Raw genomic sequence first — 13,456 nt, 5'->3', positions numbered from 1 at the left:
CTTTTTTAATGGAAGCAGCAGGAAGATTTCGTTCATATTTTAAAAGGCCAAGCATACACTTGTACAAAAAGTGCCAAAAGGACGTGGGGGGAAATATGAGACGAATTTGTATAATAATTACGCTAATTATAATGTACGCAAGCGTTATACCGATTCCTGCATATGCAAAAATGAACGGTGGTGTCAGTGCTCGTAACGCAGTCTTAATGGAGCAACAATCCGGTCGTGTGCTATATGGAAAATTAGAACATGAGCCACAAAAAATTGCTAGTATAACAAAAATTATGACAGCATTGTTAGCTGCTGAATCAGGAAAAATGAAAGAGTTAGTATCGGTTAGTAATGAAGCGGTACGAGTAGAAGGATCGGCAATTTATTTAAAACCTGGACAAAAAGTGAAGCTAGAAGATTTAGTTTACGGATTAATGCTTAGATCTGGTAATGATGCAGCACAAGTAATTGCTGAAAATGTGGGAGGGAGTATAGAAGGGTTCGTATATTTAATGAATGAAAAGGCGAAAGAAATCGGAATGAAAGATACACATTTCTCAAACCCGCATGGCTTGGATGGGGATGGATCGCATTATTCGTCGGCTTATGACATGGCATTATTAACGAAATATGCAATGGGGAACGAGACCTTTAAGAAAATTTTTGGAACAAAAACGTATAAATCAGATTCTTGGGATTATCCGTGGAAAAATAAACATAAGCTTGTGACATCTTATTATGAATTTGCAACAGGGGGAAAGACAGGTTTTACGAAGAAAGCAGGACGGACGCTTGTCACAACAGCTTCAAAAGATGGACTAGATTTAATTGTCGTAACTTTGAGTGCTTCTAGTGACTGGGATGATCATATGAATTTGTTTGATAAAGGCTTTGAACGCTATAAGCAAGCGAAAGTTTTAGGACAAGGAGCAATCACTGAAATAAATGAAAAGAAATATGCCAATCATGTTTATACGAAAAATAGTTTTTCTGTACCTTTAACTGAAGAGGAAAGAAAGAGCGTGTTATTGAAAGTTGAGCTCGATAAAAGTGAAAAACTTACGGATGGAGTAAAGATTGGGAAGACAGAAATTTATGTAGGGAACGAGAAAGTTGGAGAACGAAATTTGTTTTACAGTAAACGAAAGTTAGTAGCTACAACGGGAATGTATTGGAATAACGTAAAAGAAATCTTCTCTTACATGATAGGTGTTGGGATAGATGGTTAATCTCGTATGGGCAGCGATGGCAGTTATAGGGATTGTGTATGCCATGATAAATGGAACGATGGAAGAAGTGACCAAAGCAATATTTGAAGGGTCAAAAGATGCTGTAACGATTTGTATTGGACTTATTAGTGTTTTAGTATTTTGGCTCGGTTTAATGAAAATTGCTGAGGAAGCTGGATTGTTAAAGAAGTTAGTATCACTTTTTATGCCGATAGTAAAAAGATTATTTCCAGAAATACCGAAGGATCACCCGTCAATGGGATTCATTTTATCAAATATGATGGCGAACTTTTTTGGGTTAGGTAATGCAGCAACACCTTTAGGTATTAAAGCAATGGAACAATTGAAAGAGTTAAATGGTGGAAAGGATTCAGCAAGTCGTTCTATGGTGACGTTTCTAGCATTAAATACTTCAGCAATTACATTAATTCCGACTACTGTCATTTCAATTCGAATGACTTATGAATCAGCAAACCCTACTGAAATCGTTGGCGTAACATTTATAGCACAAGTGTTATCGATGATTGGAGCGATTTGGATTGACCGCTATTTTTACCGGAGAAGGAGTAGAAAGGGGCGGAAAAAATGAGTATTGTAAATACAATTTCATTATGGGTAATTCCTTGTGTAATTGGTTTTATCCTTTTGTATGGCACGATAAAGAAAGTTCCAACGTATGAATCGTTCGTTGAGGGCGGAAAAGAAGGGATTCAAATTGCGGTTTCCATTTTGCCGTTTATGGTTGGAATGCTTGTATCTATTTCTATTTTCCGGGCATCAGGTGCTTTAGATGCGATGATATCGGTAATGAAGCCGATGTTAGACTTTATTCATGTACCAGCCGAAATCGTTCCACTTGCACTTATACGTCCGATTTCGGGATCTGCTGGTTTAAGTATTACGACCGATTTAATCGCTACATATGGGCCAGACTCGTTTATTGGTAGGTTAGCTTCAACGATGCAAGGTAGCACAGATACGACTTTTTATATATTAACAGTATACTTTGGGGCTGTCGGTATTAGAAAAATGGGAGATGCATTAAAGGTAGGACTTTTTGCAGATTTAATCGGAATTATTTGTTCGATTGTGTTTGTTTCCCTATTGTTTCGGTAATGCTATTCATTTTTTGCGCTATTTCGCTTATAATACGTATACGACCACTATTAACGTGTAGTTTAATAGTGGTTTTTTTATGCGGTATTTTTGACAAAATGGTGAACTTTTATCGTGGACAACATGAAAAAGTGTAAATAATAATAAAGGGTGAAAACGTGGTATAGCCTTTATACGTTTATTATCATTGCTATGTTGTTAAAGGTAGGCGAAGTAAATGGCATAAAGCTTAGGCGGTTGCCAAGTCTTTCTAATGTAAGGTAAGATAAATTTGAGGTGAAAAAAAGAAATGGAACGATTACAAAAAGTGATTGCGCAAGCAGGTATTGCATCGAGAAGAAAGGCTGAGGAATTAATTCAGCAAGGGAAAGTGAAAGTTAATGGAAAAATAGTGAAGGAGTTAGGAACAAAAGTAACTCCTCAAGATAAAGTGGAAGTAAATAACATCCCTCTTGAAAAAGAAGAACCTGTTTATTTTTTACTATATAAACCAACTGGTGTAATTTCAAGTGTATCAGATGATAAAGGAAGAAACGTTGTAACAGACTTTTTCCCTGAAATTAGACAACGTTTATTCCCAATCGGACGCTTAGATTATGATACGTCTGGCGTATTATTGATGACAAATGATGGTGAATTTGCAAATGTATTAATGCATCCGAGATATAAGGTTGAAAAAACGTATGTTGCGAAAATTAAAGGGCCATTAACAGGTGATAAAATTCGCATGTTAGAACGAGGTGTTGCATTAGAAGATGGGAAAACAGCACCAGCACAAGTGAAAATTATTTCTTGGGACAAGCGTAAAGAGATGGCGATTGTACAATTAACGATTCATGAAGGACGTAACCGTCAAGTACGCCGCATGTTTGAAGCGTTAGATTGTAAAGTAATGAAACTAAAACGTGAACGTTATGCCTTTTTAGAAGTTGGTAGCTTGCGTCCTGGTGATGCAAGAGAATTGACACCACATGAGGTGAAACAATTACGTGCATTGGCTTCTACAAAGCCTCGTTAATCTATAGTGTGAAACTTTCACCAGTGGAATGCTCCGCTGGTGATTTATTAAAAAATACATATATTTATCACTCGTCGAAGAGAGGGGAGACAATATGAAAAAAAATCGCTTATTATTTCGTGTTATCATTTTGCTCATTTTAAGCGGTGCGGTAGGGTTTACGCTATATCAAGGATTTTTTACTGATAAAGAGAAAATGCAAATTGGAAAAGAAGCACCTAACTTTGTTGTAACTGATTTAGAAGGAAAGAACATTGAATTAAAAGATTTAAAGGGAAAAGGTGTATTTTTAAATTTTTGGGGAACTTGGTGTAAACCTTGTGAAAAAGAAATGCCTTATATGAATGAGTTATATCCGAAATATAAAGAAAAAGGCGTTGAAATTATTGCCTTAGATGCAGATGAAACGGATATCGCAGTGAAGAACTTTGTGAAACAATATGATTTGAAATTCCCAGTTGCAATTGATAAAGGGCAAAAGATCATAGGTACATATGGAGTAGGCCCATTACCAACAACCTTTTTAATTGATAAAGAAGGCAAAGTAGTAGAGCAAATTATAGGTGAGCAAACGAAGGAACAATTGGAAGAGTACTTAAAGAAAATTACTCCATAATTAAGAAAGCCTTTACATAAGAGGTGCTTACGTATAGCGCCTTCGTTTTAAGAATTCTGAGTATTGCGGTAACTCTGAGCTGGAATATACAATAGTACATATAGATAAAAGGGCGGTGAGAGCTTTGAAAGAGATTAAGTGTGAATGTGGACATGTTAATCCGATAGGAACCATTTTTTGTGAAGCATGTGGGAAACCATTTGAAAGTAATGAAAATATGAAATTATTGGATATGAGATATGAGGGGAGTGCCCGGAGATCTCTCACACATACAAAAACGATAGTCGATAAAATTTGGAGTTTTTTCTCTTCTGTAAAAGTAGGTGTATGGTTAATTGTAATAACTTTAGCTGCATCGGCAATAGGAACTATCTTTCCCCAAGAAATGTACATAACTCCAGGAATCGAACCAGCTGAATATTATAAGACCGAGTATGGATTTTTAGGACAATTATACTATCAATTAGGATTTAATAATTTATATGGATCATGGTGGTACATGATTTTAATTGCTTCCATTGGTATTTCACTTGTTATATGTAGTTTAGACCGTGTCATTCCTCTTTATAAAGCTTTAAAAAAACAAGGGGTGAAAAGACACCCAAGTTTTTTAAAAAGACAGAGAGTGCACGGGACTGGTACGCCGCATGAAGGTGACTTAGAACGAGTTCAAATTAATTTAAAGAAACGTAATTATAATGTGAAAGTGGAAGACGGGAACGTTTTAGCGGAAAAGGGACGTTTTTCCCGTTGGGGTCCATATATAAACCATATTGGTCTTATTATCTTTCTATTCGGTGCAATGCTACGTTTTTTACCGAGTATGTATGTAGATGAAGCACTTTGGTTACGTGACGGTGAAACGAAAGAAATACCAGGAACAGATGGTCAATACTATTTGAAAAACGAAAAGTTTATCAAGGAAGTTTATGATAAGAGTAAGGATAAAGAAGTTTTTGATAAAGCAATTGATCGTGTTGGTGATAAAATGATTGCGAAAAACTTCCAAACAAATGCTGTATTATATAAAGCGGTAGGAGAAAATATAGCGGGTCAAAAACCAAAATTAGAAAAGGTAAAAGAAGCTGAAATTCGAGTGAATGAGCCACTGAAATTTGATCAATTTGCTGTTTATCAAGTGGATTACAAAGAAAGTGAATTTAAAAGCATGTCTTTCCATTTGCAAAACAAAGAAAATAATCAAAAGTGGGGACCGATTAAAGTAGATTTAGCGAATCCTACAGAAAAATATGATTTAGGAAATGGGTATTCTCTAGAACTATTAAGCTATTTTCCTGATTTTTATTTTGATGAGAATGGAAGGCCGAATACGAAAACAAAATTACCGAATAATCCTGCATTCGTCTTTAAAATGTTTACCCCGGAAACACCAGATGGTGAAGTTAGTTTCGTCGGTATTCAGCAAAACATAGAGCCTGACGGGAATAATAAATATAAAATGTCATTTGCAGGTGTGGAAATGCAAAATGCAACAGCTCTTACAGTAAGAAAAGATTTGACGCTTTGGATTCTCGGTATTGGAGGATTTATATTTATGGTTGGTGTGATTCAAGGTATGTATTGGAACCATCGCCGTATTTGGATACAACGTGTTAATGATGAATGGTGGGTTGCAGGCCATACGAATAAAAATTGGTTCGGCTTAAAGAAAGATATTGAAAGAGTACTAGAAGGAACAGCGATTCCACAACCACACGATAAAATAAATGATAAAAAAACTAGTTAAGGTGGGGAAACGATATGGTACAAATAAGTAGTAATTTTCTGTTCGCCGCGTTCATCTTATATTTAATTGCAACTTTATTTTTTGGAGGAGCAATTAAAGAAAAAGGTCATAAATGGGCAAATATAGGTATAACTATAGCAATTTTAGGATTTATTGCGCAAATAGTATATTTTGTTACAAGATGGATTGCATCAGGACATGCACCAGTTAGTAACTTTTTTGAATTTGGTACATTTTTCGGCATGATGCTTGTGGGAGCTTTTATCATTATGTACTTTGTATATCGTGTAAGTATTATTGGTTTATTTGCTTTACCGGTAGCTCTTTTATTAATCGCTTATGCAAGTATGTTCCCGAGAGAAATTTCGCCGCTTATCCCATCTTTAAAGAGTAATTGGCTACATATTCATGTAACGACAGCGGCAGCGGGACAAGCAATATTAGCAATTAGTTTTATTACAGGCGTAATGTATTTACTGAAAAATGTAGATCAATCAATAAGAAGTAAGCGTACATTTTGGTTAGAGACAGTAGTTTTTACACTTGTTTGTACAGTTGGATTTATTGGAATCACAACGGTATTTTCTAGTATGAAATACGAAGCGAAGTTTCAATGGGTTGATAAAAATGAACAACAAGTTGAGATGAAGTATAATCTCCCTGCTTTAGTTGGACCGCATGAAGGGAAGTTAATGACAGAAAATAAATTAGAGCCAACAGTTGAAGTCCCCGCGATTGTAAATGCGAAAAAATTAAATACTGTTATTTGGTCAGTGTTAGTCGGAACACTACTTTATATTGTATTAAGACTTGTTTTACGTAAGCGAGTGTCAGCGGCACTTCAGCCGTTAGTAAAGAATACGAATAGTGATTTATTAGATGAAATTGGGTATCGTTCTATTGCGATAGGATTCCCAGTGTTTACATTAGGAGCATTAATCTTTGCAATGATTTGGGCTCAAATCGCTTGGACGCGCTTTTGGGGTTGGGATCCAAAAGAAGTTTGGGCGCTTATTACTTGGCTCTTTTATGCTGCGGTATTACATTTACGCTTATCTAAAGGATGGCATGGAGAAAAATCCGCCTGGCTTGCAGTAATTGGTTTTGCAATCATTATGTTTAACTTTATTGTAGTAAACTTAATTATCGCGGGTTTACATTCATATGCATAGAGAAATAAAATAGGAGAGTGTATGTCACTTTCCTATTTTATTTTTGTCAAATTTTCTTCTTTTTTGAGAAAAACATGACAAAGTAGCGGTTGATTCTGTAAAATGATGTCGAGGACCAAATATACTGTTCAAAAAAAATACATAGTTTTGGAAAAAAAATGAACAAACTTTATTATTCTTGTGAAGCATAATATGGGAAGTAGAACGTTAAAAAATGCTTAATTAAGCGAGGATAGGTGCAACATTATATTGTAGAAGGGTAGGTGTAAACCGTTGTGGTAAAAGTACGCAGCGGGTAGAAATGGAAAATGAATCAAGAATTTTAATTGTAGACGATGAGGATCGTATTCGTCGTTTATTAAAGATGTATTTAGAAAGAGAGCAATACACAATTGAAGAAGCGGATAATGGTGATACAGCTTTAGAAATGGCGTTACAAAATGATTATGATTTAATCCTATTGGATATTATGATGCCTGGTAAAGATGGTATCGAAGTGTGTAAAGGGATTCGTGAGAAGAAAGCGACACCAATTATTATGCTGACAGCAAAAGGTGAGGAAATAAATAGGGTACAAGGGTTTGAAGTTGGAACTGATGATTATATTGTAAAGCCGTTTAGCCCGCGTGAAGTAGTACTTCGTGTGAAAGCGGTATTACGCCGCGCTGTACCAACGACATTCTTTACACAAGATACAACGACGAAAGATGTTACTGTGTTCCCTCATTTAACAATTGATAATGATGCGCACCGCGTTACAGCGGATGGTAATGAAGTAAACTTAACACCGAAAGAATATGAATTACTATTATTTTTAGCGAAAGCACCGGATAAAGTTTTTGACCGTGAGCAATTGTTAAAAGAAGTATGGCAATATGAGTTCTTCGGAGATTTACGTACAGTTGATACGCATGTAAAGCGTTTACGTGAAAAGTTAAGTAAACAATCACCAGATGCAGCGAAGATGATTGTTACCGTTTGGGGCGTTGGTTACAAGTTTGAGGTTGTGAACGACTGATGCTTTGGAGAAGTGTAGTAGGGAAGTTATGGATGACCATATTACTTCTCGTTTCGTTTGTTCTTGGATTTGTTGCTATTTTACTTTCACAGTTTTTTAGAACGTATTATGTTGATATGAGTCAAGCTAGGCTTCAGAAAGTTGCAACAAGTGTCACGGAATTAATTGAAGAAGGTGCCGATGTAAAAACGATTGAGGATATTGCTTACAAATTTTCTGATCCACTTTCAAGGATTATCATTGTAGAAGATGGTAAGGAAATTTCTTCTTCGCCGAAACAAGAAGGATTAGTTACTCTTACAATAGATGATCTGAAAAATGATAAAGAATTAGCAGCTGTTTTTACAGATAAAAAGGATATTAAGAATAATATTAGAAAAGCTTCCAATAGTAGGAAGAATAAGAACACTGAAAATGATATTATGATCGTCGGTAAACCAGTACAGTCAAAAAATCAAAGTGCGGTGTTTGTATATGAATCATTGCAAGTTCCAATACAAGGTATGGAGAGAACGACTGATTTTATTTTCTTATCAGCTGGGATTGCGATTATTTTAACAACTTTCTTTGCATTTTTCTTATCTACTCGAATTACGGCACCGCTTCGCAAAATGCGTGAGGTTGCATTTGAGGTAGCGCGCGGGAAATTTGATACGAAAGCCCCTATGGTGTCGCAGGACGAAATTGGTGAGCTTGCAACTGCTTTAAATCAAATGGGGAAACAGTTGAAGTTTAATATGAATGCCCTGCAGCAAGAAAAGGAGCAGTTAGCTAGCATTTTGAGTAGTATGGCAGATGGTGTTATTACGTTAAACCAAGAAGGTGAAGTCGTTGTTATCAACCCACCGGCAGAACATTTCTTACAAGTTTGGCAAGAAGAAAAAGAAGTGGAGTTAAGTAAAAAACTGCCTTCTGAACTTGTTGAACTATTCCATCTCGTTGTAGAAAGTGAGCAACAACAAGTTGTTGAAATTAATTTGCAAAAAGGTAACTACGTAGTTCTTATGACACCGCTTTACAATCAGACAAAAATTCGTGGAGCTGTAGCAGTATTGCGAGATATGACGGAGGAGCGTCGTCTGGAGAAAATGCGTCAAGACTTTATTGCAAATGTATCACATGAACTCCGTACACCGATGGTAATGCTTCAAGGATATAGTGAAGCAATTTTAGATGATATTGTGCAAACGAAAGAAGAAATTAATGAGTTTGTTCAAATTATTTATGATGAATCTGTTCGTTTAGGTAAACTTGTAAATGAGTTATTAGATTTAGCCCGTATGGAAAGTGGGCATGTAGAGTTACATATAGGTGAAGTAGATATTCATCCATTTGTCGAAAAAATTGGCCGTAAATTCCAAGGGATTGCAAAGGATAAAGAAGTCCAATTAACAGTGGATTTCCAAAGTCCAATTGAACAATATCCGTTTGATGCAGACCGTATGGAACAGGTACTGACGAATTTAATTGATAATGCAATCCGTCATACAAATGCAGGTGGACATGTTACACTTGTAATTAATACGAAAAATAGTGGCCTTACTTTCGAAGTGCAAGATTCAGGTGCTGGTATTCCAGAAGAAGATATTCCGTTCTTGTTCGATCGATTCTATAAAGCTGATAAAGCAAGAACGCGCGGGAAAAAAGTTGGAACAGGACTCGGGCTTGCTATTGCTAAAAATATTGTTCAAGGTCATGACGGAAAGATTTTTGTATCAAGTGTCGTTGGAGAAGGAACTATATTCTCTGTATATTTACCAAATCGTATAATTTAGATGTATAAGTTTTTTAAAGTTGATCATGAATAAAAGCTTTACTGTTTTTTTATTTTTTTGTAAGTGCAATTAAATAAAGAATGGTAAAGTTTTTTTCTTTAATAATCAGAATGAAAATAAAAAGAGAGGTGCCATAATGAAATGAAACTTTATACAAAAACAGGTGATAAAGGGGAAACGAGTGTCATAGGTGGCCGAGTGGATAAAGATCATATACGTGTAGAAGCTTATGGCACAATTGATGAGGCGAATTCTCATATCGGATATGCCATGTCTAAATTACAAGAGGAATGTTTTCGTAACATCTATAACGAACTTGAAAATATTCAACATGAACTATTTGATTGTGGAGGGGATTTAGCAATAGTAGAGAAGAAAATCCCTTATAAAGTAACGATAGAGATGGTCGAGTATTTAGAGAGACGAATTGATTCGTATACAGAAGAAGCGCCGCCGTTAGAGCGTTTTATTTTACCAGGCGGTAGCGAGGTATCGGCTGCACTACACATTGCACGTACAGTTATAAGAAGAGCAGAACGTTGTATAGTGTCATTGCAAAAAGAAGGAGAAACTAATGAAATTGTTCTAAAGTATGTAAATAGGTTATCTGATTATTTATTTGCGCTTGCTAGAGTAATAAATGCACGTTTACAAGTGAAAGATGTGGAATATAACCGCAGTGCACTTGTTTTTCGTAATAAAGAAGAGAAGGAAGTGGAGTAATTCACTTTCTTTTTTTTGTATACTTTTTTCTGTAATATCCCACAATAGAGAAGGTATGACGGTTATTAGAAAACGGAGGATGTATATGAAAGCGTTAAAATGTGGCGTGGTGATATTGAGTATATTATTTTTATCTCAATTACATGTTTACGCTGAAGAGAATCAGTGGTTATGGCCTGTTGATGGGCAGCTAAGTGATTATTTTGGGACAAGACATGGGAAACACTATGGTATTGATATAGCTGCGCCTATTGGAACGCCTGTTGCAGCTATTCAAAATGGTAAGGTGACAAAGTCTTATTTTTCAAGTAGTTATGGAAATGTTGTGTTTATTAAACATGGAGAATATGAGGCTGTTTATGCGCATTTAAATAAGAGATATGTAGTTCAAGGGGATAACATTTCAAAAGGAGAGCTAATTGGAGAGGTAGGGAATACAGGAGAATCGCGAGGAGCGCATTTACATTTAGAAGTGCATCAAGGGAGATGGACGATGGAGAAAAGGAATGCGATGAATCCGTTGCTTGTTTTAAATGAACAAAAAAATCAAGTTGTGTCATCATCGCTATATGTTGTACAAAAAGGTGATACTTTAGTTGGCATTGGTCGGAAATTTAGTATGACAGTTGAAGAAATTAAAGTGAGGAATGGATTGCGACAAGAGCAAATCTATCCGAATCAACAACTATACGTTAAGTAAAGGAAACGTCCCCAAAGCATAACTTTTGAATAGATTTATTTTCTTCTTAGTTAAGATTACGATAGTAAATGAAATTATATCGACTTAATAACAAAATGCGACAATAAGAGCAATCTATTACTAACGAAAAACCGTCCCAAAAGATCTTTTGGGACGGTTTCTTTTACCAAAAAATAAAGACACATATAAATCCAGAAATAGCTAAGTAGCTATATAAGTAAAAGACTTTTGTTCTTGTTTTTTCTTTTGTCCGAAATAGTACGATAGTTGGTTCGATTAGACCAATTGTAAGACAAAGTAAACCAAGAAGCATAAAGCCAATTGAAAGAGAATACAGGGCGATTTGTGGTGCTTGAAATGGAATCATCCATTTTAATAAAAATGCAATAAGTGCAGTGTAACAAATGCTACCGATGTATTTATTCAATGGTGTATCAGAACGGAAACCAGGAAGTTTCTTGGAAAAAGGACGGGAAACAACTTCTGTTTGTAAAGATGTATGTTCTTCAATTATTTTTTGAGCTTCTTTTCCTTTTTGGAAAAGGGATAAAATCCAGTTTCGCTCACCTTGGAAAATAAATTGAGAAGTTGTTAAATAGTGATCAACTTTTACCTTATTCCAACTCTTCCATGGATGACGCTCACACAATTTTAATTTACTTTCTGTTTTTTTATCATACTGATAAATACTTATGCCATCTTGGTCAAAAGTAGCGTAGTATGTCTCTCTTGAGAATGTGCCTAGATCAATTGGACAGTAGAAAAGTAATTCTTTTTTCAAATAAAAGTATTCTTTTCTTAAGTTCTTTTTCATTGCTTCTCGAATAGAGTGTCTTTTATCTTTCTTCATGACATTTCCTCCATAATTCAGAAAATGTTCTTATCTTAACAATTCAACATCTTATCACTTTTGACGACATATGACTAGGGGATTCATAAGAGAAATACCGAATTATAAAAAATATGGGTTGTATTGTAAAATATAGTGATTGCTTCTTTAATAATATAAAATAAATAACTTATTTTTAATAAGTTACACTTTTTTTGTTCACAATACGATCATGTTGTTGTATAATGAAGTGGAAAATAGAATATCGGTCTATCTTCGGGGCAGGGTGAAAATCCCGACCGGCGGTGATGAACAGTTAATAATTTCGTTCTAAGCCCGCGAGCCGTTAAGGCAGGATTTGGTGTGATTCCAAAGCCGACAGTACAGTCTGGATGGGAGAAGATGGAGGTTCAAGCGTTCAAAAAAGATAAGTATTTGAACGTCTGTTTGATGTGCCTTAAAATTCTCCCTTTGTGTAAATCACAAAGGGTTTTTTCGTTCTATGAAAAAATGGGCATAGCAGAACCTTTCCACTTTCCATGAGAAGATCGATGGAAAAGGAGAGAGAAAGATGAAACAAAAAAACAGTGTAGTGCAGATGGTGAGTGTAGCGATGCTAAGTAGTATTGCGTATTTACTAATGATGTTGGATTTTCCATTCCCAGGGCTTCCGCCATTTTTAAAGATTGATTTTAGTGATGTGCCAGCTTTAATTGCGGCGATAATTTTTAGTCCAATTGCAGGTGTAATTGTAGAAGCGATAAAAAATATTTTGCATTACGGGATTCAAGGAAGTTTAACGGGAGTACCAGTAGGAGAAGTAGCAAACTTTATAGCGGGATGTTTATTTATTGGTCCAGCAGCATTCTTATTCCGAAAGTATCGCACAGTAAAAAGTTTAACGACAGGATTAATGCTAGGCACAATTACTATGACAGTTATTATGAGTGTGTTAAACTACTTTATTATTTTACCAGCGTACACTTGGTTTTTAAATTCACCAGCTATGTCTAATGATATTATGCGACAAACTATTGTAACGGCGATATTACCGTTTAATGTAATTAAAGGGATTGTTGTAACAATTGTATTTGTAGCATTATTTTCACGCTTGAAAGTATGGGTATTTACAAAAATGAAAAATGCTTAAAAATATTAAACCATTAGCAGTTACGCTGCCAATGGTTTTTTTGTTAGTGAGAATGAAAAAGAGAGCAAAAACCCCCCTCATACTTATGAGGGGGGTTTGAAGTTAATAAAAGACTATTCGAATTTTAAAGAGTCGCCATCAAATGATTCGTCAGCAACTTTAATTGAGTCAGTTGGACAACCTTCGAATGCATCCATCATATCTTCAATTAATACATCTGGAATTTCAACGATACCTTGGTTATCGTCTAATGTTACAAATGCAATACCTTCATCATCATAGTCATAAATGTCTGGTGCAGCAGCACCACAAGCACCGCATGCGATACAAGTATCTTTGTCAACGATTGTATATTTTGCCATCTTTTTTCCC

At 35.5% G+C, this 13,456-nt stretch carries 14 protein-coding genes and 1 riboswitch; of the genes, 12 read left to right on the top strand and 2 right to left on the bottom strand.

Annotated elements, in window-relative coordinates; translation table 11 throughout:
- Positions 1–95 precede the first annotated feature (95 nt).
- The 11 genes from ACFWDE_RS15770 (at position 96) to ACFWDE_RS15720 (ending at position 11,105) form a co-directional block, all read left to right on the top strand.
- Complete coding sequence (locus ACFWDE_RS15770; RefSeq protein ID WP_377893279.1) at positions 96–1,220, top strand: serine hydrolase; 1,125 nt, start codon at positions 96–98, stop codon at positions 1,218–1,220.
- Complete coding sequence (spmA, locus tag ACFWDE_RS15765) at positions 1,213–1,809, top strand: spore maturation protein SpmA (RefSeq protein WP_016094459.1); 597 nt, start codon at positions 1,213–1,215, stop codon at positions 1,807–1,809. The genes ACFWDE_RS15770 and spmA overlap by 8 nt, the downstream gene beginning before the upstream one ends.
- Complete coding sequence (spmB, locus tag ACFWDE_RS15760; protein WP_002086660.1) at positions 1,806–2,336, top strand: spore maturation protein SpmB; 531 nt, start codon at positions 1,806–1,808, stop codon at positions 2,334–2,336. The genes spmA and spmB overlap by 4 nt, the downstream gene beginning before the upstream one ends.
- Before the next feature lie 289 nt (positions 2,337–2,625).
- Positions 2,626–3,354 (top strand): 23S rRNA pseudouridine(2605) synthase RluB, encoded by a 729-nt coding sequence (gene rluB / locus ACFWDE_RS15755; RefSeq protein ID WP_002064494.1) that lies wholly within the window; start codon positions 2,626–2,628, stop codon positions 3,352–3,354.
- A 94-nt stretch (positions 3,355–3,448) separates the two neighbouring features.
- Positions 3,449–3,970, top strand: coding sequence for a thiol-disulfide oxidoreductase ResA (gene resA, locus ACFWDE_RS15750; protein ID WP_002064495.1), 522 nt, complete (start codon positions 3,449–3,451; stop codon positions 3,968–3,970).
- Between the two features lie 124 nt (positions 3,971–4,094).
- Positions 4,095–5,717 carry a cytochrome c biogenesis protein ResB gene (resB, locus tag ACFWDE_RS15745; protein ID WP_377893276.1) on the top strand — a complete coding sequence of 541 codons (1,623 nt, stop codon included), beginning with the start codon at positions 4,095–4,097 and terminating at the stop codon, positions 5,715–5,717.
- A gap of 14 nt (positions 5,718–5,731) precedes the next feature.
- Positions 5,732–6,889 carry a cytochrome c biogenesis protein ResC gene (resC, locus tag ACFWDE_RS15740; protein WP_002064499.1) on the top strand — a complete coding sequence of 386 codons (1,158 nt, stop codon included), beginning with the start codon at positions 5,732–5,734 and terminating at the stop codon, positions 6,887–6,889.
- A 301-nt stretch (positions 6,890–7,190) separates the two neighbouring features.
- Positions 7,191–7,907 carry a DNA-binding response regulator ResD gene (resD, locus tag ACFWDE_RS15735; RefSeq protein WP_002064500.1) on the top strand — a complete coding sequence of 239 codons (717 nt, stop codon included), beginning with the start codon at positions 7,191–7,193 and terminating at the stop codon, positions 7,905–7,907.
- A complete protein-coding gene (gene resE, locus ACFWDE_RS15730; RefSeq protein WP_002064501.1) occupies positions 7,907–9,682 on the top strand; it encodes a sensor histidine kinase ResE in 1,776 nt (591 codons plus the stop codon). The genes resD and resE overlap by 1 nt, the downstream gene beginning before the upstream one ends.
- Before the next feature lie 141 nt (positions 9,683–9,823).
- Complete coding sequence (locus ACFWDE_RS15725) at positions 9,824–10,405, top strand: cob(I)yrinic acid a,c-diamide adenosyltransferase (RefSeq protein WP_002149412.1); 582 nt, start codon at positions 9,824–9,826, stop codon at positions 10,403–10,405.
- Between the two features lie 85 nt (positions 10,406–10,490).
- On the top strand, positions 10,491–11,105 hold the full coding sequence (locus ACFWDE_RS15720; RefSeq protein WP_377893275.1) for a peptidoglycan DD-metalloendopeptidase family protein: 615 nt from the start codon (positions 10,491–10,493) through the stop codon (positions 11,103–11,105).
- A 163-nt stretch (positions 11,106–11,268) separates the two neighbouring features.
- Here the strand turns inward: ACFWDE_RS15720 and ACFWDE_RS15715 are convergent, their stop codons facing one another.
- Positions 11,269–11,955, bottom strand: coding sequence for a hypothetical protein (locus ACFWDE_RS15715; protein ID WP_002149409.1), 687 nt, complete (start codon positions 11,953–11,955; stop codon positions 11,269–11,271).
- Between the two features lie 247 nt (positions 11,956–12,202).
- A riboswitch (FMN riboswitch) is annotated at positions 12,203–12,342 on the top strand.
- A 163-nt stretch (positions 12,343–12,505) separates the two neighbouring features.
- On the opposite strand from ACFWDE_RS15715, the gene ACFWDE_RS15710 reads away from it, so the two are divergent.
- Positions 12,506–13,084: an ECF transporter S component gene (locus ACFWDE_RS15710; protein WP_377893272.1), complete on the top strand. Its 579-nt coding sequence runs from the start codon at positions 12,506–12,508 to the stop codon at positions 13,082–13,084.
- A 113-nt stretch (positions 13,085–13,197) separates the two neighbouring features.
- Here ACFWDE_RS15710 and ACFWDE_RS15705 read toward each other — a convergent pair whose 3' ends face one another.
- Positions 13,198–13,446 carry a ferredoxin gene (locus ACFWDE_RS15705; protein WP_001151994.1) on the bottom strand — a complete coding sequence of 83 codons (249 nt, stop codon included), beginning with the start codon at positions 13,444–13,446 and terminating at the stop codon, positions 13,198–13,200.
- Positions 13,447–13,456 lie beyond the last annotated feature (10 nt).

It is taken from the genome of Bacillus sp. NPDC060175 (assembly GCF_042728695.1).
In the GTDB taxonomy this organism is placed as follows: Bacteria; Bacillota; Bacilli; order Bacillales; family Bacillaceae_G; genus Bacillus_A.
This window is presented reverse-complemented; position numbering and strand designations above follow the sequence as displayed.